The 21,158-nt window shown below is 71.0% G+C and carries 17 protein-coding genes; 15 read left to right on the top strand and 2 right to left on the bottom strand.

The features are described from left to right. The first annotated feature begins 129 nt into the window (after positions 1 to 129). Together AB0K21_RS20980 and AB0K21_RS20975 are read left to right on the top strand one after the other, a co-directional pair. Positions 130 to 1,266: a glycosyltransferase family 2 protein gene (locus AB0K21_RS20980; protein WP_343975713.1), complete on the top strand. Its 1,137-nt coding sequence runs from the start codon at positions 130 to 132 to the stop codon at positions 1,264 to 1,266. Further along, on the top strand, positions 1,263 to 3,002 hold the full coding sequence (locus AB0K21_RS20975; protein ID WP_343975710.1) for a glycosyltransferase: 1,740 nt from the start codon (positions 1,263 to 1,265) through the stop codon (positions 3,000 to 3,002). Before AB0K21_RS20980 ends, AB0K21_RS20975 begins: the two co-directional genes overlap by 4 nt. Positions 3,003 to 3,533: 531 nt before the next feature. Here the strand turns inward: AB0K21_RS20975 and AB0K21_RS20970 are convergent. Continuing rightward, positions 3,534 to 5,093, bottom strand: coding sequence for a glycosyltransferase family 2 protein (locus AB0K21_RS20970; RefSeq protein ID WP_343975707.1), 1,560 nt, complete (start codon positions 5,091 to 5,093; stop codon positions 3,534 to 3,536). 236 nt (positions 5,094 to 5,329) lie between these two features. Here AB0K21_RS20970 and thrC point away from each other — a divergent pair, with 236 nt between their 5' ends. Then, positions 5,330 to 6,388, top strand: a complete 1,059-nt coding sequence (gene thrC / locus AB0K21_RS20965; protein WP_343975704.1) for a threonine synthase — start codon at positions 5,330 to 5,332, stop codon at positions 6,386 to 6,388. Between the two features lie 36 nt (positions 6,389 to 6,424). Here the strand turns inward: thrC and AB0K21_RS20960 are convergent, their stop codons facing one another. Then, entirely contained in the window at positions 6,425 to 6,580 is a 156-nt protein-coding gene (locus AB0K21_RS20960) for a hypothetical protein (RefSeq protein ID WP_364151991.1), read from the bottom strand. 88 nt (positions 6,581 to 6,668) lie between these two features. Between AB0K21_RS20960 and thrB the strand changes: the two genes are divergently transcribed. The 12 genes from thrB (at position 6,669) to AB0K21_RS20900 (ending at position 21,110) form a co-directional block, all read left to right on the top strand. Then, positions 6,669 to 7,655 carry a homoserine kinase gene (gene thrB / locus AB0K21_RS20955; protein ID WP_343975701.1) on the top strand — a complete coding sequence of 329 codons (987 nt, stop codon included), beginning with the start codon at positions 6,669 to 6,671 and terminating at the stop codon, positions 7,653 to 7,655. A gap of 466 nt (positions 7,656 to 8,121) precedes the next feature. Further along, positions 8,122 to 10,140 (top strand): transcription termination factor Rho, encoded by a 2,019-nt coding sequence (gene rho, locus AB0K21_RS20950; protein ID WP_343975698.1) that lies wholly within the window; start codon positions 8,122 to 8,124, stop codon positions 10,138 to 10,140. A gap of 130 nt (positions 10,141 to 10,270) precedes the next feature. Next, positions 10,271 to 11,593, top strand: a complete 1,323-nt coding sequence (locus AB0K21_RS20945) for a sensor domain-containing protein (protein WP_343975695.1) — start codon at positions 10,271 to 10,273, stop codon at positions 11,591 to 11,593. Between the two features lie 12 nt (positions 11,594 to 11,605). After that, a complete protein-coding gene (locus AB0K21_RS20940; RefSeq protein WP_343975692.1) occupies positions 11,606 to 12,250 on the top strand; it encodes a response regulator transcription factor in 645 nt (214 codons plus the stop codon). A 195-nt stretch (positions 12,251 to 12,445) separates the two neighbouring features. Next, positions 12,446 to 12,664: a 50S ribosomal protein L31 gene (gene rpmE, locus AB0K21_RS20935; RefSeq protein WP_343975689.1), complete on the top strand. Its 219-nt coding sequence runs from the start codon at positions 12,446 to 12,448 to the stop codon at positions 12,662 to 12,664. 111 nt (positions 12,665 to 12,775) lie between these two features. Further along, the gene (gene prfA, locus AB0K21_RS20930) at positions 12,776 to 13,828 is read left to right on the top strand and encodes a peptide chain release factor 1 (protein WP_343975686.1); all 1,053 of its coding nucleotides are present in this window, start codon (positions 12,776 to 12,778) and stop codon (positions 13,826 to 13,828) included. 9 nt (positions 13,829 to 13,837) lie between these two features. Continuing rightward, positions 13,838 to 14,692, top strand: a complete 855-nt coding sequence (gene prmC, locus AB0K21_RS20925; protein WP_343975683.1) for a peptide chain release factor N(5)-glutamine methyltransferase — start codon at positions 13,838 to 13,840, stop codon at positions 14,690 to 14,692. Positions 14,693 to 14,790: 98 nt separating this feature from the next. Beyond that, a complete protein-coding gene (locus AB0K21_RS20920) occupies positions 14,791 to 15,456 on the top strand; it encodes an L-threonylcarbamoyladenylate synthase (protein WP_343975680.1) in 666 nt (221 codons plus the stop codon). Positions 15,457 to 15,564: 108 nt separating this feature from the next. Then, positions 15,565 to 17,706 (top strand): hypothetical protein, encoded by a 2,142-nt coding sequence (locus tag AB0K21_RS20915; RefSeq protein WP_343975677.1) that lies wholly within the window; start codon positions 15,565 to 15,567, stop codon positions 17,704 to 17,706. A 98-nt stretch (positions 17,707 to 17,804) separates the two neighbouring features. Next, positions 17,805 to 18,185, top strand: coding sequence for a hypothetical protein (locus AB0K21_RS20910; protein ID WP_343975674.1), 381 nt, complete (start codon positions 17,805 to 17,807; stop codon positions 18,183 to 18,185). 219 nt (positions 18,186 to 18,404) lie between these two features. Further along, complete coding sequence (gene glyA / locus AB0K21_RS20905) at positions 18,405 to 19,670, top strand: serine hydroxymethyltransferase (RefSeq protein ID WP_343975671.1); 1,266 nt, start codon at positions 18,405 to 18,407, stop codon at positions 19,668 to 19,670. A gap of 57 nt (positions 19,671 to 19,727) precedes the next feature. Further along, the gene (locus tag AB0K21_RS20900; RefSeq protein WP_343975668.1) at positions 19,728 to 21,110 is read left to right on the top strand and encodes an undecaprenyl/decaprenyl-phosphate alpha-N-acetylglucosaminyl 1-phosphate transferase; all 1,383 of its coding nucleotides are present in this window, start codon (positions 19,728 to 19,730) and stop codon (positions 21,108 to 21,110) included. The last annotated feature ends 48 nt before the right edge of the window (positions 21,111 to 21,158 follow it).

Raw genomic sequence — 21,158 nt, 5'->3', positions numbered from 1 at the left:
ATGGCTGGAAATGGGAAATTCCAAGGTTTCTGTGACCTGTGTGACAGCTGTGAGTGATTAATGGTGATCGCTCGGGTCAAGTGTGAGGTGTGGTGAGAAGGGATCTTCCTACCTCGCTATCCTTCGGTCGTGCCCGCGCAGTCGATCTCCCTTCCCCCGTCCCTTCTCGCCACACCGGCGGGCTTCCTGCGGTCGGCGGCCGGGGAGACGGCCGAGCTGTCCTGGACCGGTGAGGGCTGGCTGGCGGCCGGTTCGCCGCTCGGCGACCGGCCGGACGCCGAGGAGGTGGCCCGCCTGCGCCCGCTGCGGGGACTGGTCGTCCGGTGGCCCGCCTCCGAGGTTCCGGCCGACGCGGTCACCGGCCTGGCCGCGGCCGGGGTGCCGCTGCACGCCGCCGTCTCGCCGGACTGGGTGGATCCCGAGCTGGCCCGCCTGCTCGCGGCCTGGGCACCCGAGGAGGACGACGGCTCAGGCCTCCGGTCGGTCACCGCTCTGCGCAGGGAGGAACACAGCGTGCGACTACGCCGCCACGGGCTCCGCGACCGGATGGGGACGGGCAGGGCGGAGACGCCGCCCACGGTCAGCGTCGTGATGTCCAGCATGCGGCCGCACCTGCTGGGCGCCGCGCTCGGCCAGATCGCCGGGCAGCGCCGGGTACGGGTCGAGGTCCTGCTCGGCCTGCACGGCGTGCCCGCCGCGCACGAGGAGGTCAGGCGGGCGCTGCGCGGGTGCGCCCTGCCCGTCACGGTGGTCGAGGCCGCGAAGGAGACCCCCTTCGGGGAGGTGCTCAACCTGGCCGCCTCCAGGGCGGAGGGCGACTATCTGGCCAAGTGGGACGACGATGACTGGTACGGCCCCGAGCATCTGGCCGACCTGCTGCTCGCCCGCGCCTACTCCGGGGCGGACATCGTCGGCACCGCGGCCGAGTTCTTCCACCTGGAGCCGCTGAACGCCACGGTCCGCCGTACCGACTACGCCAGCGAGGTCTGGTCCGAGCACGTCGCCGGGGGCACGATCCTGCTCCCCGCCGACACCTTCGGGGACGCGGGCGGCTTCCCCCCGCTGCCCAGGGGCGTCGACGCCGGGCTGCTGAAGGCCGCGCACGCCGCGGGGGCGCGCATCTACCGCACCCACGGCCTGGGCTACGTGCTGCGGCGTTCGGTCGGTGCCGAGCACACCTGGCGGCTCTCCCTGGCTCACTTCCTGCGCGTCGCGTCGAACCAGTGGCGCGGTTTCCGCCCGAGTCTGATCCTGGAAGCGCGATGACAGCACGGGTAGCCGGTAACGACTACCGGAGCCTCACACCGCCCGCCCTGGGGGCCTGGACGCCCTCGCTCCGGGTGAGCGTCGTCATTCCCGCCTACGGCGACCAGGAGAAACTCGACCTGGCACTCGCCGGGCTGGCCGTGCAGACCTACCCGGCCGCGCTTACCGAGGTCATCGTGGTCGACAACGGCAGCAGCCCGCCGCTGCGCCTGCCCGAACTCCGCCCGGAGGGCACCAGCCTGATCGTCTGCCCGACCCCCGGCCGGGCCCACGCCCGCAACGCCGGTCTGTCGGCCGCCACCGGTGACGTGATCCACTGGCTCGACTCCGACGTGGTTCTCGACCGCAGGTCGGTCGAGGCGCACATGCGCTGGCACCATGCCGCCCCGTATCTGGCGGTCACCGGTTACCTGCGCTTCACGCCGGCCCGGCTGCCCGCTCCCGAGGTGGTGGCCGCCGCCGACGACCTGGCCAAGCTCTTCGAGCCCGCCGAGCCGCATGCCTGGCTGGTCGACCTCGTCGAGCGCACCGACGGCCTCACCGCCAACCCGCACCGCGCGTTCAGCCTGCACGTCGGCGGCGCGACCTCGGTCAACGCGGCGCTGCTCGCCGCCGCCGGGCCGATGGACACCGACCTGATCCTCGGCCAGGACACCGAGATGGGCTACCGGCTCGCCCAGGCGGGTGCCGTCTTCGTCCCCGAGCCACTGTCGCGCGCCTTCCACCTGGGCCCGACCATGCGCATGCGCGGCAAGGCCCCGATCGACCGGGTCAGCCACGCGTTCGTGGCCGACCGGATCCCCTCCTACCGCTGGCTCCGCTCCCATCCGAGCAGGCAGTGGAAGGTGCCGTACCTGGAGGTGGTCGTCGAGCCCGGGGAGGGGACGGGACGGGAAGGTCCCGGATACTCCTATGACGAGGTCCGCGCCACGGTCGACGCCGTCCTCGCGGGTACCCTGCCCGACGTCGCGGTCACCCTCACCGGTCCGTGGGGCCGCATCGGCACGGAGGGGCGCGCCCCCCTGAAGGATCCGGACCTGGACCTGGTGCTGATCCGCGGCCACTACGCCCACGAGGCCAGGGTCCGCTTCGTCGACGAGGCCTCCGTCACCTCCGCTGCCACCTCCGCCCCGTCCGCGGCCTCCCGGCAGCCCCGCGCCGGTGGTCCCGCCACCCCCTACCGGCTCAGGTTGCCCGCCGGGTGGGTGCCCGGTGACGACACCCTGGCCCGCCTGCTCGACCTGGCCGGGGACGACGGCTACGGCCTGGTCGCGGTGCTCCTGGCCGAGGGGGGACAGGACGGCGAGGGCGGAGCGGGCTCGGAGCGGATGATCGTCGCGGCGCGGCTGGAGCGCGCCGCCGCGTTCGCGCGTGCCGCGATCGTGCTGGAGGAGGGAGAGGACCTTGACGACGCCGTGGAGGACACCTTCGGCGTGGTCTGGGTGGACGGCGAGACCTACGGGTTCGCGTCCGAGCCCCGCCCCATCGTCGGCCGCCGGGGCGCCCACCGGGCCAGGATCGAGGCCGAGGCTCAGGTGGCCCGCCTCACCAGGGAGAACGAGCGGCTCCGCGGTCAGGTGACCAGGTGGCGTGACGAGGCGGGCCGCTGGCGGAAAAGCGCGGTCGAGCTACGGCGCGAGGTCGGCACCCTGCGCAAGGAACTGGCCGCCGCCAGGAAGATCGTCCAGTACGGGCTGCTCTCCTCGGTCAAACGGGCCATCACCCGCCGCCGCTGACCTTCCCGCGCCGATCTTCCCGTGCGGCGCCGGTCAGCGCTCGTTCCCGGCGGCGCCGGCGCCGCGCGGGAGGTAGGGGCCGATATCCCGGTACGGCACGGTGATGCCGGGCCCGGCCATGTTCGACTGAATATCAGTGGTGCATACGTGCGGCGTTAGGAATGTGAGCTTGAACACCCTTTGGTGCCCAACCGATCACGCACCGCTCCCTCATAGAGATATTTCGTGAATTATATTGATCACGGTCATTCGGGCCATTAGGGAAGCTGCACTGGGACCGGTGGGATCGCGCCATGGCCGTCTCCCCGGAGCTCCGTCATCGGTCTCCGGCTCGCCGACCGTCGACGGCGCCCAGGCTCGACCATGAGCCTCTCTTCTCGTCCGCCGCGCGGATGGTCCCCGGGCAGTGCGTCACGCCGCCGGCGAAGCGGCCTGAACCGTCGAATCCGCCGACGATGGGAGTCCCTTCGGGGCCGGGGGGCGCCCCTGTCGAAGAGTGACCCTGAGCGCCTTCCACGGCGACGGTACGGGTCAGTTCCTGAGGGAGGTACGGAGCCTGCCGAGGAGCGTGCTCCACCCACCCTGGGCCTGGTGCCGCCGGGCCTGCCCGGTGCCCTGTCTCGCCGCCTGCGGCGCGCTCTTCCGTTCGGGGGCCGGAGCCTGCGGGCGGGGCGAGGACGGAACGGGGGGCGCCGCCTCGGCGGGCCAGAACTCCGGCCGCGCGCCGCGCCGCACACCGTGGGTGGCCCTGACCGCGGCGGCGACGGCGGCGTCGTCGTCAGCGCCGAGCAGTCTCGCCCGGCCCAGCGCCTCGGTCCGCTCCAGCGTCGCCTCGCCGTCGGCGCCGAGATCGACGACGAGCATGCCGGAACGGTCGTCCTGCATCGCGGCGATCATCCGCTCCAGCGAGTCACGCCCCAGCGGGACCGAGGCCGGACCGGTGTAGCGGAACGGGATCGGGGCGGGGGTCGCGGAGACCTCGTCGGCGAACCGCACCCGCTCGTCGTGGGCGAAGTGCTCACGCAGCAGCCGCAGGTCGAACAGGGGGTCGTCCAGCACCGGCCGGCGCTCCGCGGACAGCTTCGACCAGGGGGCGACCAGGGTGACGACCACGTCGCCGAGCGATCCGTCGAGCGCCGCGCCCACCGCCTCGCGCACCTGCTCCTCCGGCCCCTCGGCACCGAGCACCACCTCCACGTACGGGACCAGCCAGTGGCGGCCGCGGTCCTTGCGCAGGTCGCGGCGGAGCGGTACCCGGTGGGCCAGATAGGGGGCGACGACCCGTACCGCCCGCTGCCGGTCGCGGCGCTGGGCGGGGAGTCCCAGGTGCACGGCCTGGGCCTTCATGTCGGGGATGAAGACCACGCCGTGCGCGGCCAGCCGGTAGGCGAACTCGGTGTCCTCGCCCCGCAACACCTCCGCGTCCACCCCGCCCACGGCGCGGAAGATCTCGCGCCGCATGGACATCGTCGGCCCCGTGCACACGTGGTAGGGGTTGCGGCTGGCCCGCAGGCCGTTGGTCCGGGAGATCGTCTGCTCGGTGGAGCTGGGCAGGGCGTCCGCCAGGTCGAAGACGGCCTCCAGCCGGCCCGCGCGCACACCGTCGTGCACCTGGGCCGCCGTCAGTGACGGCTCCTCGACGAACTTCTTCGCGCCGATCGCGACCAGGTAACCGGCCAGATGGTGCCACCGGGCCAGCGCCTCGATGTGCTCGCGGCAGACGACCATGTCGGCGTCGAGGCGCTGGATGATCCGCCCGTCGGCGAGGGCGGCGCCGGTGTTCACCGCGTGGGCGATGCCCCAGCCCGAGGGGTCGGTGGGCACGAGCCTGGTGTCCCGCGGAACGATCTCCGGCAGCCGCAGCGGAGGTTCGCTGCCGTCGTCGACCACGATCACCTCCATGAGGTGATCCGGATAGGTCTGCGCCGCCAGGGAGGCGAGGGTCAGATCGAGCCTGTGCTGTCCGCCGCGGGCCGGGATGATCACGCTGACCGAGAGTTCCGGATCCCACGCGCCGAGCGCGGGCGGGTCCAGAGGGGAGTAGTCGTTGTGCCGGATCGGTGGCAGGTCCGCCGCCGCGCCGCCCGTCATGATGTGGCACCCCTTGTCTGGTTCGTCGCCCGTCAAGTGTCCGGCCCATCGCTTGTCAAGGCCTGTCAAGCTCCGCAGACCCTATCGGCCCATTCTTAGGGTTTCCTGTAGGCAGGACGCCCCAGGTGTCCATTCGGTGGACAGCGCATCCCAAGGCTGAACAGGTTGCCCGTAGACTCCTTTTCAACACCGCAGGTAGCACGCGCACGGATCGGCCGCGCGCGGGAGGAGCAATCATGACCAGGGCGTGGCGTGGCCTCATCGAGGAGTACCGTGACCGACTTCCGGTGACCACGGCGACGCCCGTCGTCACGCTCCTGGAGGGCGGCACCCCGCTCGTCCCGGCGAACCGGGTGTCGGCGCTGACCGGCTGCGAGGTCTACCTGAAGGTCGAGGGCCTCAACCCGACGGGAAGCTTCAAGGACCGTGGCATGACCATGGCCATCAGCAAGGCCGTCGAGGACGGGGCGAAGGCGGTCATCTGCGCCTCCACCGGCAACACCAGCGCCTCCGCCGCCGCCTACGCGGTCCGCGCGGGCCTGACCTGCGCCGTGCTGGTGCCCCGGGGCAAGATCGCGATGGGCAAGCTGGCCCAGGCGCTGGTCCACGGGGCCCGGCTGCTCCAGGTCGAGGGCTCCTTCGACGACTGCCTGGAGATGACCAGGAAACTCTCCGAGAACTACCCGATCGCGCTGGTCAACTCGGTGAACCCGTTCCGGCTCCAGGGCCAGAAGACCGCCGCCTTCGAGATCGTCGACACGCTCGGAGACGCTCCCGACATCCACTGCATCCCGGTCGGCAACGCGGGCAACATCTCGGCGTACTGGATGGGGTACACCGAGTACGCGGGTGACGGCGTCGCGACGAGGACGCCCCGCATGTTCGGCTTCCAGGCCAGCGGCTCCGCGCCGATCGTCAACGGTGCGCCGGTGACCCACCCGCACACGATCGCCACCGCGATCCGGATCGGCAACCCCGCCTCGTGGCGGCTCGCCGAGGCCGCCCGTGACGAGTCCGGCGGCGTCATCCAGGCCGTCACCGACCGCCAGATCGCCGCCGCGTACAAGCTGCTCGCCCAGGAGGAGGGCGTCTTCGTCGAGCTCGCCTCCGCCGCCAGCGTGGCGGGCCTCCTCCAGGCCCACAGCCAGGGCCTGGTCGAGCCGGGGCAGCGCGTCGTGTGCACGGTGACCGGAAACGGCCTCAAGGACCCCGACTGGGCCATCTCCGGCGCTCCCGCCCCGGTGACGATCCCGATCGACGCGCACGCCGCGGCCGTCGCCCTCGAACTCGCCTAGCTCCGGTGCCGCGGAGTCTGCTGTGACAGGGGGCGGTCAGCCGGTCAGGCGGTGCCCCGCGGGACGGCGCGGGGAGCCGTGGCGTTCCGCGGCGACCGGCGACAACGCGGCGAGGAACCGCCCGGCCACGACGGGCGGAAGATCCAGGGGGCAGGGCCCGGCGAACCCGGCACGCCGCGACCGTCCCGGCATCGCACTTGGAAATCCCGCAGAACCGGGCAGATAGGAGAAGCCACTTGTCCGCCATGGCCACGCCATCGAGCCGTGCCCCGGGAGATCTATGATCAGCGGCAAGGTGACCGTCCAGGTCCCCGCGACCTCGGCGAATCTCGGCCCGGGATTCGACACGCTGGGTCTGGCACTCGGCCTCCACGACGAGGTCGAGGCCGAGCTGTTCGAGCCCCCGGAGGGCCCCGGCTCCCGGAGCGTGGTCATCGAGGTCGAGGGAGAGGGCGCCGGCGAGCTTGACGGGGGCGAGGGGCACCTCATCGTCACCACGATGCGCACGACTTTCGACCGGATGGGGCTCCGGCAGCCGCCCGGGATCCGGTTGCGCTGCCTCAACCGCATCCCGCACGCCCGCGGCCTCGGGTCGTCCTCCGCCGCGATCTGCGCCGGGATCATCGCCGCCCGCGCACTGGCCGGCACCCCGTGTCAGGACGGCTCCGCCCTCGCGCACCGGTCGAGGGCACGGTCCGGGCTCCCCGAGTTCACCGACGACGAGGTCTTCGCGCTGGCCACCGAGATCGAGGGCCACCCCGACAACGTGGCGCCGTGCCTGGCGGGCGGCCTCACCGTCGCGTGGACGGACGGAACGGGGACGCCGCACCTGGTACGGCTGCTCCCGCACTCCGACGTCAGGCCCGTGGTCCTCGTCCCCGGGTACCGGCTGTCCACCGAGGTCGCCCGCGGGCTGCTGCCCAAGGAGGTCCCGCACGCCGACGCCGCCGCGAACGCGGGGCGGGCCGCGCTGCTGGTCGCGGCGTTGACGGCCAGGCCGGAACCGGAACTTCTGCTGGCCGCCACCGAGGACCGCCTCCATCAGGACTACCGCGCGCCCGCGATGCCGCTCACCGCCGACCTGGTACGGCGGCTGCGCGGGGCGGGCGTCGCCGCGGTCGTTTCGGGAGCGGGGCCCACGGTTCTTGCGTTTTCGACCGTGAATACGCAGGATTTGATCGCAACGGAAGTGGGTAATGACTGGCACATCCGGCCACTGGATGTCGAAACCCGGGGTGCCCGCGTTGTTTCTCTTGAGACACGCTGACATCTCTCGACCTTCAGGGAATAGCTGTGTGCGCTGGTGATGTTAGGCTGATAGCCGCACCAGGTGCCCCGCGTTGGGTGCGTGCTTGTCAGCCACACATCGCTGCATCATGTCTCACTCCGTGAGGCGTGATCGCCGCAGTGGCCTCCCCGAATCCGTCGCCTCCGAATGCTCCACATTCGGCTGGGGCAACGAAGAGGCGGCGTTTTAGGGGACATGCGCGTTCGATCTACCTCGACATCTGGTTGCCGGTAGCAATCCGGGGGGGTGTCCTCCAAGTCCCACCGTCGGCGATTCTCGATGGTGACGGCCTGGATCAGCCCTTCTCCGACAGTGGCGGCGGCTCTCCATGGGCCGTCGAGGATCGCAACGTGCAACCCGACCCGGTCTGTCCCACCGGGTCGATCGCACCACCGGGACGATTGGCTGATCATGGCCACGCCCGACCCCTGGGAAGGACCCATTAGTGAGCGACACCACCGAACTCCTCTCCGACGTCACCGGCACGGCGCCGACGTCCGGCGACACCCCCACCCGCCCCGCGGCCAAGCCGCGCCGTCGCTCCGGCACCGGCCTGTCCGCCATGGTGCTGCCCGAACTGCAGGCCATGGCCTCCGGTCTCGGCATCAGCGGGACAGGGCGGATGCGCAAGAGCCAGCTCATCGCGGCCATCCAGGAGAAGCAGGGCGTCTCCGCCGAGAGTGCCCAGGCTCCCGCCACCGCCAAGGAGACTCCGGCCGTGGCCGTCCCCGCAGCCGCGGCCGAGCCGGTCGTCGAGCGTCCGGCGCGCACCCGCAGGGAACGTTCCCGTCCCGTCGTGGCCGCCGAGCCCGTTGTGGAGCAGGCGCCGCCAGCTCCCGAGCCCGTGGCCGCCGTCGTCGCTGCCGAGCCCGTCGTGGAGCAGCAGACCATCGACGCCGTCCCGGCCGAGGGCCGCGGCGAGCGTGGCGAGAGCCGCCGTGAGCGCGGCGAGCGTCGCGGTCGTGGCGGCGAGCGCGGCGAGCGCGGCGAGCGCACCAACGACCGCCGCGAGCGCGGCGACAACCGCGGAGATCAGCGCGGAGATCAGCGCGGAGACCAGCGCGGAGACCAGCGCACCGACTCCCGCGCCGCCGACGCCGGCCAGAACCGTGGCGAGCGGATCAACGACCGCGGTGAGCGCGGTGACCGTGGTGAGCGCGGTGAGCGCGGTGACCGTGGCCCGCAGAACCGGGGGCCGCAGGACCGCAGCGACCAGCACGGTGTGGGCGACGACGACGACCGTCGCGGCCGCCGCGGCCGGTTCCGCGAGCGCAACCGCCGTGGCCGCGACCGCTTCGACAGCAACGAGCCCGTGGTGGGCGACGACGACGTTCTGATCCCGATCGCCGGAATCCTCGACATCCTCGACAACTACGCGTTCGTCAGGACCAGTGGTTACCTGCCGGGTTCCAACGACGTCTACGTCTCGCTGGCCCAGATCCGCCGCAACGGCCTGCGCAAGGGCGACGTCGTCACCGGCGCCGTCCGCCAGCCCCGCGACGGCGAGCGCCGCGAGAAGTTCAACGCGCTCGTCCGCCTGGACACGGTCAACGGCATGGACCCGGAGCAGGCGCGGCAGCGCCCCGATTTCAATAAGCTCGTCCCGCTCTACCCGCAGGAGCGCCTGCGCCTGGAGACCGAGCCGAACATCCTGACCACCCGGATCATCGACATGGTGGCGCCGATCGGCAAGGGCCAGCGCGGTCTCATCGTCTCCCCGCCCAAGGCGGGCAAGACGATGGTGCTTCAGGCGATCGCCAACGCGATCACCCACAACAACCCCGAGTGCCACCTGATGGTCGTCCTGGTGGACGAGCGTCCGGAAGAGGTCACCGACATGCAGCGGTCGGTGAAGGGCGAGGTCATCCACTCGACCTTCGACCGCCCGGCCGAGGACCACACCACGGTCGCGGAGCTCGCCATCGAGCGCGCCAAGCGCCTGGTGGAGCTGGGCCACGACGTGGTCGTGCTGCTCGACTCGATCACCCGTCTGGGCCGCGCCTACAACCTGGCGGCCCCGGCCTCCGGCCGCATCCTGTCCGGTGGTGTCGACTCCACCGCGCTCTACCCGCCGAAGCGTTTCTTCGGTGCCGCCCGCAACATCGAGAACGGCGGCTCGCTGACGATCCTCGCCACCGCGCTGGTCGAGACCGGCTCCAAGATGGACGAGGTCATCTTCGAGGAGTTCAAGGGCACGGGCAACCTGGAGCTCAAGCTCAACCGGCAGCTTGCCGACAAGCGGATCTTCCCCGCGGTGGACGTCGACGCGTCCGGTACCCGCAAGGAGGAGATCCTCATGGGCAAGGACGAGCTCCAGATCATCTGGAAGCTCCGCCGCGTGCTGCACGCCCTTGACATGCAGCAGGCTCTCGAGCTTCTCCTGGAGAAGATGAGGGAGACCAAGTCCAACGCGGAGTTCCTGCTCCAGGTGCAGAAGACGACCGTCAGCTCCGAGCGCGACTGACCGCTCACCGCACGTTGAACGCCTCGGCCCCTCGGGCCGGGGCGTTCGGCGTTTCCAAAGCGCTTGTCTGGCCCAGACCTTCGGGATATCCCTACTTCAGGACGCATTTCCGCGGATGACAGGGGGGCGCGTGACTGCCGAGACAGTGGTGAGCACGCCCGTGGTCAGGACGCCGCTCCGGCGGCGCGTGCCCTTGGGGCCGAACGGCCCCTTCGGCATGTTCGTCGACCCGATGACCTGGCGGGCCGTTCCCTACCTGCTGGTGAGCCTGTTCCACGGCCTCGCCTGGTTCGCGTTCCTCGCCTCGGTGATCCCGCTCTCCCTGGCGCTGGTGATCGTGTGGATCGGGCTGCCGCTCCTCGCCCTGACCATGCTGGCCTGGCGGGGGGTGGCGATGCTGGAGCGCCGGTTCCTCCGGCTGGCCTTCGGCGTCGACATCCCCACCCCCTACCGGCCGTCGGAGGGCGACAACCTGTTCCTGCGCTGGAAGGACATGTTCGTCGATCCCGCCACCTGGAAGGATCTGCTCTACCTGCTGTTGCTGCTGCCGATCGGGATCGCGGAGTTCACGGTCTCGGCGGTGCTGTGGACGCTCGGGCTCGGCCTGACCGTGGCGCCACTGCCCCTGCTGCTGCTGCTGGGGGAGCCGATGACACCCATCGGCGAGCTGCCGATCGACAGCGGGCCGAAGGCGCTGCTGTGCACGCTGATCGGGATGGGGTTCCTGCTCGCGGCCCTGTACGCGACCCGGGGGATGGCCTGGCTGCACGGCCTGTTCGGCGCCGCCCTGCTGGGCGCGGGGGAGAAGAACCTGCTGGCGGCCCGCGCCGCGCACCTGCGGGCCAGCCGGGCCCGCGGGGTGGACGCGGCCGAGGCCGAGCGGCGGCGGATCGAGCGTGACCTGCACGACGGCGCACAGCAGCGGCTGCTGTCGGTGGCCATGGACCTGGGCCGGGCGCAGGCCAAGCTGGACTCCGACCCCGAGGCGGCCCGGGAGCTCCTGGACCAGGCGCATCGGGGCACCAAGGCCGCCATCGCCGAGCTGCGTGACCTCGCCAGGGGCATCCATCCGGCGATCCTCACCGACAGGGGGCTGAACGCCGCCCTGTCGTCGCTCGCCGCGCGCGCGCCCGTACGGGTGGATCTGGCGGTGGAGGTCTCGCACCGGCCCCCGCCGGCGGTGGAGAGCATCGCGTACTTCGTCGTGGCCGAGTGTCTGACCAACCTGGCCAAGCACTCCGAGGCCACCGAGGCGTCCATCCGGGTCAGCCGGCAGGAACAGCGGGTGATCGTCGAGATCTATGACAACGGGGTCGGCGCCGCGGTGCCGCGGCCCGGAGGCGGCCTCGCCGGGCTGGCCGACCGGGCGGCGACCATCGACGGCACCCTGAGCGTCGACAGCCCGCTCGGCGGCCCCACGATGATCAGAGCCGAACTGCCCTGCGAATGGTGAGGGCCTGAACACATGCGGGTGGTGATCGCCGAAGACTCGGTGCTGTTGCGCGAGGGGCTGGCCAGGCTGCTGGCCGACGGGGGCATCGATACCGTCGGGGCCGTGGGCGACGGCCCAGGGCTGGTGGCCGCGGTCGTCGAGCACGATCCGGACCTGGCGATCGTCGACGTCAGGATGCCGCCGACGCACACCGACGAGGGACTGCGCGCGGCCCTGGAGGCCAGGAGCCGGCGGCCGAGACTGCCGATCCTCGTGCTGTCGCAGTACGTCGAGGAGCAGTACGCCACGGAACTGATCGGCGGTGGCGCCGCGGCGGTCGGCTACCTGCTCAAGGAGCGGATAGCGGACGTGGCCGAGTTCCTCGACGCGGTACGCCGGGTGGCCGCCGGGGGAACGGTCATCGACCCGGAGGTGATCGGGCAGTTGCTGGGCCGCCGACGCAGGGGAGACCCCCTGGAGTCGCTGACCGCGAAGGAACGCGAGGTTCTGGCCCTGATGGCGGAGGGCCGTTCCAACGCCGCGGTCGCCGGGCGCATGCTCGTCACCGAGGGCGCCGTGGAGAAACACATCTCCGGCATCTTCGGCAAGCTCGGCCTGGGGCCCGCCACCGACGACCACCGCCGGGTTCTCGCCGTGCTCGCGTATCTGGGCAGGTGAACGCCCGCGGCCCCGGTCTCTCCGGGGCGGGGAATGTCTTGTGGCCTGGGATGGTTGCAGGATCTGGCACACTGGTAGCCGAACCGCAGCGGTTCCGGTTCCCGCCCGCGCGCACCTCGGTGTGCCAGCGCGCAAGCCTCATCGGCGAGAGACAGTGGCGACCCGGCGGCCGCGTTTTGGAGAGGAAAAGACGACATGAAGCCCGACATCCACCCGGAGTACGTCGCCACTCAGGTGACGTGCACCTGTGGTAACTCCTTCACCACCCGCAGCACCGCCAAGAACGGCGTGATCCACGCCGACGTGTGCTCCGCCTGCCACCCCTTCTACACGGGCAAGCAGAAGATCCTGGACACCGGCGGCCGGGTGGCGCGCTTCGAGAAGCGCTTCGGCAAGAAGTCCACGGGCCAGTAGCCCCCATCCCGACGCCGGCTCGGAACAACCCTCCCGGGAAAGGGGGGGTGCCCGGGTCGGCGTTCGTGGTGATGAGGCAGGCTTGGCAGGGCTTTAAAGGAAGGACGCACGGTGAACCTCGACGAGTTGCTCAGTGAGTACGCCGAGCTGGAACTCAAGCTCGCCGACCCCTCCGTGCACGCCGACCAGAAGCAGGCGCGCACCTTCGGCAGGCGCTACGCCGAGCTGACCCCGATCATCAACACCTACCGTGAGCTTGAGGGCGTCCAGGCGGACCTCGGGACGGCGCGGGAGCTGGCCTCGGAGGACGAGGCGTTCGCGGAGGAGGCCAAGGAGCTCGAAGCGCGGGTTCCCGAGCTGGAGGAGAAGCTCAGGCACCTGCTCGTCCCGCGTGATCCCAATGATGACAAGGACATCATCATGGAGATCAAGGCGGGCGAGGGCGGCGAGGAGTCCGCGCTGTTCGCCGGGGACCTCCTGCGGATGTATCTGCGGTATGCCGAGCGGATCGGCTGGAAGACCGAGCTCATCGACGCCACCCACTCCGACCTCGGCGGCTACAAGGATGTCACGATCGCCCTGAAGGCCAGGGGCGACGAGGGCGTCTGGTCGAGGCTCAAGTTCGAGGGCGGTGTGCACCGCGTCCAGCGGGTGCCGGTCACCGAGTCCCAGGGACGCATCCACACCAGCGCCGCCGGGGTGCTCGTCTACCCGGAGGCCGAGGACGTCGACGTCCAGATCGACCCGAACGACCTCCGCATCGACGTCTACCGCTCCAGTGGTCCCGGTGGTCAGAGTGTCAACACCACCGACTCGGCCGTGCGGATCACGCACCTGCCGACCGGGGTGGTCGCCTCCTGTCAGAACGAGAAGAGCCAGCTCCAGAACAAGGAGTCGGCCATGCGCATCCTGCGGGCCCGCCTGCAGGCGATCGCCGAGGAGGAGGCCAACGCCGCCGCCATGGCCGAGCGCAAGTCCCAGATCCGCACCGTCGACCGCTCCGAGCGCATCCGCACCTACAACTTTCCCGAGAACCGCATCTCCGATCACCGCGTCGGTTTCAAGGCGTACAACCTCGACCAGGTGCTCGACGGGGATCTCACGGCCGTCATCCAGTCCCTGCTCAACGCTGAGATGGCGGAGAAGCTCGCCAACCATTCATAGAACGCGCCCATGACCTTTCTGCTGGACGAGATCGCCCTCGCCACCGCCCGGCTCGCCGAGGCAGGTGTGCCGTCGCCGCGCACCGACGCCGAGGAGATCGCCGCATGTGTGCACGGCGTACGGCGCAGCGAGCTGCACACCGTGAAGGACTCCGACTTCGACGCCCTGTTCTGGGAGGGCGTCGCCCGCAGGGAGTCCCGCGAGCCGCTTCAGCACATCACCGGGCGGGCCTACTTCCGCTACCTGTCCCTGGAGGTCGGGCCGGGAGTGTTCGTGCCGCGCCCGGAGACCGAGGTCGTGGTGGGCTGGGCGATCGACAGGTTGCGGGAGATGGACGTCGCCTCGCCCGTGGTCGTGGATCTCGGCACCGGGTCCGGTGCCATCGCGCTGTCCATCGCCCAGGAGGTCGCGCTGGCCACCGTGCACGCGGTCGAGGTCGACCCGGACGCCTACGGCTGGGCCAAGCGCAACATCATCGAGCACGGTCAGGGCCGCGTCCACCTGCACCCGGAGGATCTGGCCGACGCCCTCTCCGAACTGGACGGCCAGGTCGACCTGGTGGTCTCCAACCCGCCGTACATCCCGCCCGGCGCGATCCCCCGTGACCCCGAGGTCCGCGACTACGACCCGCACCGCGCGCTGTACGGGTCGGGCAGCGACGGCCTCGACGAGGTCAGGGCCGTCGAAAGGACCGCCAGGCGCCTGCTGCGCCCCGGTGGCTTCGTCGCCGTGGAACACGCCGATCAGCAGGGTACGCCGGTCTATCTGATCTTCTCTGAGGAGAACGGCTGGCGCGACGTCCGCAGCCGCCAGGACCTGACGCGCAGGGACCGCTTCGTCACCGCCCGCTTCGGCCAGGAATAGGATGCACGCCGTAAGCGAGGGGGTCCTGGCCGCCGGCGAGGCGCCGGCGGGCGAGGAGGTGCGCGAATGCGCGTAGCGATCGATCGACAGGAGGCACAGTGAGCCGACGTTTTGACTGCATCGATGCCGAGCAGCGCGCCACGGGCCTGGCAGAGGCCGCGTCCGTCCTGGGGCGGGGGGAGCTCGTGGTGCTGCCGACCGACACCGTCTACGGTATCGGCGCCGACGCCTTCACACCCGCCGCGGTCACCGCCCTGCTGGATGCCAAGGGCCGCGGCCGTGACATGCCGGTGCCCGTACTGGTCGGGACCGTCCGGGCGGCCAACGCCCTGGTGGAGAACCTCGGTCCGTACGGCCAGGATCTCGTCGACGCCTTCTGGCCGGGGCCGCTCACGCTGATCTGCCGCGCGAACCGGTCCCTCTCGTGGGACCTGGGGGACGCCAAGGGCACCGTCGCCATCCGGATGCCGCTGCACGCGGTCGCCCTCGACCTGCTCAAGGAGACCGGCCCGCTGGCCGTCTCCAGCGCCAACCGCTCCGGTGCCCCCGCCGCGACCAGCGCCGCCGACGCGGAGAAGCAGCTCGGCGACTCGGTGTCGGTCTATCTCGACGCCGGGCCGTGTGAGAGCGGCACCCCTTCGACGATCCTGGATCTGACCACCGCGGTGCCCAGGTTGCTGCGGCGCGGGGCGGTCACGGTGGAGAGACTACGCGGCGTGATCGGCTACGTGGCGACGGACGCGGGGCCGGAGTCCGACGACTGACCAGCGCGTCCACGGCATATGCCGTGATCCATGCCATCTGATTATCACCGTGACGCGGGGCGCTCTCCCCGGTACCTTGAAGTGGGCCGACACTTCCGGGAGACGTCCATGGGCAAGTTCGAAGGAATGGACCCCAAGCTGGTCCGCGACCTGTTGTCCGAGGTGCGGCGGGCGGCCGACCAGATGCGGAACGTCGAGGGCAAGGTCACCCAGCTGATGAGCGGGGCCGGCCTGTCCTCGCAGTCGACCCACAGACCCGTCCAGATCGCCGACGCGTGCGACGTGATGGTCCGTGACGTCTCCGCTCGCGTGACGTTGCTGGAGAAGAGGATCAACCAGAACGCGACGGCGCCTCCCGCCGAGCCCAAGGCCGGGGACACGAAGCCTGACAGCGGCGCGGCGGGCGACGGCGCGAAGCCGGAGGGTTCCCAGAACGGCGCGAAGCCCGGGACCGGCGCGGCGGGTGATGGCACGAAGCCCGGGACCTCGGGGGCCGACGGTCTCAAACCGGACGACAAGCCCCGCGTCGGTGACCAGTCGGCCGAGAGCACTCAGCGTGACGATCCGAAGGACTCCCCCAAGCCGGAGACCCCGAAGGGGGACGAGACCAAGCCCGAGACGGGCTCGAAGGGCGACGAGACCAAGCCGGAGGCGGGCTCGAAGGGCGACGAGACCTCCCCGAGGGACGGTTCGAGGGAGACGCCGAAGCCGGAGGCGTCCGGGACCGATGACCGGAAGCCGGACACGGGTTCGAAGGGGGACGAGACCTCTCCGCGCGACGGAGACACCCCTAAGGAGAGCGTCAAGCCGGTTGACACCGCACCACGCGAGACCCCGAAGCCGGATCCCGTACCGGAGGCGCCCAGGGGCGAGGACACGCCGCGTGAGGCTCCGAAGCCGGATCCCGCGCCCACGCCGGAGGCGCCCAGGGCCGAGGACTCGCGGCCGGAGACGCCGAAGGTCGAGGATCTGAAACCCGCGGTTCCAGGGCCCGGTGAGGGGCCTCAGGACGGGGGGCGGCCGGTTGACGACGTGCCACGACAGACGCCCGTGCCCGAGGCCCCCGGCCCGGACGCCACCCCCGTACCGGAGACGCCCAGAGTCGATGACGCACAGCCGGAGATCGTCAATGTGCACGACACGATGCCCGGTGGGGAGGATTCCGACGCCAAGGGTGACTCCGGTTCCAAGGGGGACGAGACGACACCGCGTGGGGACGGTGGCGCGCCGGTGAACGATCCCGACGCCAAGGGCGATTCCGGTTCCAAGGGGGACGAGACGACACCGCGTGGGGATGGTGGCGCGCCGGTGAACGATCCCGATGCCAAGGGCGATTCCGGCTCCAAGGGCGACGAGCGCTCGCCCAGGCAGGAGGGCGGCACGTCCGGCGACAACATTCTCGACACTTCCCGGAAGGACCATCCAGACGACATCGACCAGAGCGGCGATCATCGGGCGAAGATCGTGGAGGTCGATGGTGTGAAGGTGCTCCAGATCCCGCTCGACTCGCCCACGGCGGCCGAGGTCGACGAGTTGCTGAAGAACATCGAGGACATCCCGCCGCTGGAGATGCCCACGGTCGACAATGTTTCCGCCACGGCGGGGCAGCCGGGCTGGGTCGAGCCGCACGGCCCGCTCGATTCGGCCAAACCCGACTATCCGCTCCTCGACACCGCGGGACCCACCACCGACCAGACCGTCCAGCCGCCGGGCACGGGAGGCGAGGCCACCCCCGGGCCCGCCGGTACGACCTCAGCTGAGGCCGATGTTCAGCCGCAGGCCACCACCTCCGCCGTACCCGCCGTCCAGACGGCGGGTACGGTCTCCGGTGAGGCGGCCGCGCAGCCCGCTGTGATGCCGCGAGGAGACGTCGGCGCGCCGTCCATCGGCGACGCGGTCTTCAGCGAGGCGCCAGGGGCGGAGGATGCCGCAGGGGGCGCGGGACAGTCGGCTGGGGCGGCTCCCGGGGGCCTGGCCGCCGCACCGGACGGTCCGGCCGCCCGGTGGGCCGGCGACGGCGACGTCGTCACCGCGGAGGCGGGCCCTCTCGACCTGGACGCTCTCAGGACGCTCGCCGACAACGCCCGGGAGATCGAGCCGCTGGAGATGCCCGGCGTCCAGGTACCGGAGGGGGAGACCTGGGGCGAGGGGGCCTGGGTGCCCATGGACATCGGACCCGACGGGCCGGCCGGCGACGTGGAGCCGGGAGATCCGCTGCGGCCGATCCCGCCTCCGGGAGGCGGGCGGTGAGCGGGGCCGAGCCCGGTTTCCGAGCCGGTCGGCACCACCACGGTGTCGGGCAGTGAACGGGAGGCAGGGACTGTGTCAGCGAGGGTGAGGAGCCTGTGATGTTCGTGGATCCACCCGCACCGCAGCCGCTGCAGCCGGGGGAGACCCCACCGGCCTCGGGCGGCGGTGGCCTGCCGTCCTCGGACGCCGCCACGGCGTGGGAGTTCAACCCCGAATACCAGCGGCTGGTCATGATGTGGCGGCAGGTGCTTCCCGAACTCGACACGCTGACCGCCAGCCTGGACAAGGCCTATCAGCTCGCCAGGAGCAGGGATGTCTGGGATGCCCCGGTCTCCGGCCGCTACGTCGAGGACATGACGGAGTGGCGTACCCGTCTCGGCCTCTACCGGCAGGCGATCCTGACCTCGATCAGCGACCAGGCGGCCGACACGCCGAGATGGGTGCCGGTGGGAGCCGGGGCCCCGCACGCCTTCTCCTGACGTCCTTCCCGGCCCGGTGGCGCCGGCCGGGTCCTTCGGCGCGAGGCCCGCGGGCCGGGCTGTTCTCGAAGCCTCCCGGGTGGACGGTGCCAGGGGCCTTTTGGGGCGTGCGTTTCCGCACGGAGACACGTCTTCCCGTGGCGACACCTCTCTGACCTGGGATAACCAGGGTGACCGGGCTTACAGTGGGGGTGAGTTGTCATCTTCGGGATGTGAGCCATGGGCGCAGAGCCGTACTACGGGCCAGATTTCGACCTACTGCAGCGCGAGGATCCGGAGATCGCCTCCGTACTCCTCGACGAGCTCGACAGGCTCCGCGGCGGCGTCCAGCTGATCGCGAGTGAGAATTTCGCCTCGCCCGCCGTGCTCGCCGCGCTCGGCTCGACGCTCACCAACAAGTACGCGGAGGGCTACCCCGGCAGGCGCTACTACGCCGGATGCGAGGTCGTCGACCGGGCCGAGCAGCTCGCGATCGACCGGGCCAAGCGGCTGTTCGGCGCCGAGCACGTCAACGTGCAGCCCCACTCCGGCGCCTCGGCGAATCTGGCGGCCTACGCGGCACTGCTCCAGCCGGGCGACACGGTGCTGGCGATGGCGCTGTCGCACGGCGGCCACCTCACGCACGGCTCCAAGGTCAACTTCTCCGGTCGCTGGTTCGACGTCGTGGCCTACGGCGTGCGCAGGGACACCGAGCTGATCGACTATGACGAGGTCAGGGAGCTGGCGTTGCGGCACCAGCCCAAAATGATCATATGTGGGGCCACCTCCTATTCCCGAAAGATCGACTTCGCTGCCTTCCGGGGGATCGCCGACGAGGTGGGCGCCTGGCTGCTCGCCGACGTCGCGCACACCATCGGGCTGATGGCCGGGGACGCCCTGCCGTCCGCCGTGCCGTACGCGGACGTGGTGACCTTCACCACGCACAAGGCGCTGCGCGGCCCGAGGGGAGGCGGGATCATGTGCACCCGGGAGCTGGCCCCCAGGGTCGACCGCGCGGTCTTCCCCTTCGTGCAGGGCGGCCCGCTCATGCACGCGGTGGCGGCCAAGGCCGTGGCGTTCGGCGAGGCGCTGCGCCCCGAGTTCGCACGGTACGCGCGGCAGGTGGTGGCCAACGCCCAGGTGCTGGCCGACGCCCTGGCCGCCGAGGGGATGCGGTCCGTCTCCGGGGGCACCGACAGCCATCTGGCGCTGATCGACCTGCGTGACGTCGGGGTCTCCGGCGCGGTGGCCGAGCAGCGGTGTGGTGCGGCCGGGATCACGCTGAACCGCAACGCGATCCCCTACGACCCGGAGCCGCCCACGGTGACATCCGGGATCCGGGTGGGCACCCCCTGCGTCACGACCCAGGGGATGGGGGCCGAGGAGATGAAGGCGGTGGCCTCGATGGTGGCACAGGCCATCCGCAACCCCGACGCAGTGGGTGAAATACGGGAGCGCGTCGCGGCGCTGACGAGCCTCCACCAGATATATCCCAGCGAACTATGAGCTGTTCTGTGGCGTTTTCCGGTCACAGGTGGCCGGACTATCCGCGAAACTGGTTCCGTGCGCGAATACCTTCTCATGGCGCTCGTCGCGGCCGCGGTGACATACCTGCTGGTCCCACTGGTCCGCGTTTTCGCCATCCGTATCGGTGCCATGCCCGAGGTCCGCGACCGTGACGTGCACACCACGCCGACGCCCAGACTCGGCGGCCTGGCGATGTACGGCGGTCTCGTCGCCGGTCTGCTGATCGCCGGCGAGCTGCCCTACGCCGGGGGCAAGCTGGCGGCCGAGGGCCAGGGCAAGACGGTGATCGCGCTGATCGCCGCGGGAGGGCTGATCACGCTGACCGGCTTCCTGGACGACTGGCTGGGAATGGACGCCCTGGTCAAGCTCGCCGGGCAGATCGGCGCGGCGGGCGTGCTCGTCGCCTTCGGTGTCAGCCTGCCGTGGCTCCCGCTGCCCACGGCGCTGGGCGGGCAGACCATTCTCGACTCCACGCTGAGTCCGCTGATCACGATCCTGATCGTGGTCGTCATGATCAACGCCGTCAACTTCGTCGACGGCCTCGACGGTCTGGCCGCCGGGATCGTGGGCATCGCCGCGATGGCCACCTGGACCTACTCGGTGGCCCTGTCGAAGGACTACGGCAACACCAGCATCAACGTGACGGCGGTCATCGCCTCGGTGCTCATCGGGATCTGCCTGGGCTTCCTGCCGCACAACTTCCACCCGGCGAAGATCTTCATGGGGGACACCGGGGCGATGCTGATCGGCCTGGTGCTCGCCTCCACGATGATCCTGGTGACGCCGCTCGACTCCAGCAGCATCAACCGCTTCCCCGTCATCCTTCCCCTGCTCGTGCCGGTCGCGATCCTGGTGCTTCCGCTGCTCGATCTGATCATGGCGGTGGTCCGGCGCACGTCCAACGGCCTGTCGCCGTTCGCGCCCGACCGAGGGCATCTCCACCACCGCCTGCTGGACATCGGACACTCCCACCGCCGCAGCGTCATGATCATGTACGCCTGGACCTTCCTGTTCGCCTTCGCGGTCGTGGCGCTGTCCATCGAGGGTGTCCCGCTCGTCCTGTTCCCGCTGACCGTGCTGCTCGCCATCGGCGTGCTGGTGATGATGGCGCTGCCCCGCTGGCGGGCCCGCCGCGACGTCGGCGGCTCCGGAGAGCAGGGCCCGACCGGCACCGCCGGGCCCGCCGGGCCCGTGGCCCCCACCGGATTCAGCGGTCCCGTCGAGGGGCCGGGGCGGCAGGTGTGGCCGGGCGAGCCGCAGGCCCGGGTCCGGCCCCACCCCTATCCCTCGGAGACGTCGGGGCCCCGCCGGGCCGTCACCGGCGACGACGGCGACGGCACCGCCACGCGCTCGGCGCTGCCCGACCTGTCACTCACCGCTCCGCGCCAAGGCTTCTCAAACCCTGAGACGCGGCGTTGAGCGGTCCACCTCAGCTGATTGATCATTCACTTGAAACGGCAGGTAAAG

The organism is Streptosporangium sp. NPDC049248 (assembly GCF_040678965.1).
Lineage (GTDB): Bacteria > Actinomycetota > Actinomycetes > Streptosporangiales > Streptosporangiaceae > Streptosporangium > Streptosporangium fukuiense.
Note: the sequence above shows the minus strand (reverse complement) of the source record. Positions and strands in the feature narration are given on the sequence as shown.

Bases quoted from the DNA above. Each gene is read 5' to 3' on its own strand.
- AB0K21_RS20975 (WP_343975710.1), top strand. From the start codon at position 1,263: ATGACAGCACGGGTAGCCGGTAACGACTACCGGAGCCTCACACCGCCC.
- AB0K21_RS20970 (WP_343975707.1), bottom strand. From the start codon at position 5,093: ATGACGGGCGGCGCGGCGGCGGACCTGCCACCGATCCGGCACAACGAC.
- thrC (WP_343975704.1), top strand. From the start codon at position 5,330: ATGACCAGGGCGTGGCGTGGCCTCATCGAGGAGTACCGTGACCGACTT.
- AB0K21_RS20960 (WP_364151991.1), bottom strand. From the start codon at position 6,580: ATGCCGGGACGGTCGCGGCGTGCCGGGTTCGCCGGGCCCTGCCCCCTG.
- thrB (WP_343975701.1), top strand. From the start codon at position 6,669: ATGATCAGCGGCAAGGTGACCGTCCAGGTCCCCGCGACCTCGGCGAAT.
- AB0K21_RS20940 (WP_343975692.1), top strand. From the start codon at position 11,606: ATGCGGGTGGTGATCGCCGAAGACTCGGTGCTGTTGCGCGAGGGGCTG.
- rpmE (WP_343975689.1), top strand. From the start codon at position 12,446: ATGAAGCCCGACATCCACCCGGAGTACGTCGCCACTCAGGTGACGTGC.
- prmC (WP_343975683.1), top strand. From the start codon at position 13,838: ATGACCTTTCTGCTGGACGAGATCGCCCTCGCCACCGCCCGGCTCGCC.
- AB0K21_RS20915 (WP_343975677.1), top strand. From the start codon at position 15,565: ATGGGCAAGTTCGAAGGAATGGACCCCAAGCTGGTCCGCGACCTGTTG.
- AB0K21_RS20910 (WP_343975674.1), top strand. From the start codon at position 17,805: ATGTTCGTGGATCCACCCGCACCGCAGCCGCTGCAGCCGGGGGAGACC.
- glyA (WP_343975671.1), top strand. From the start codon at position 18,405: ATGGGCGCAGAGCCGTACTACGGGCCAGATTTCGACCTACTGCAGCGC.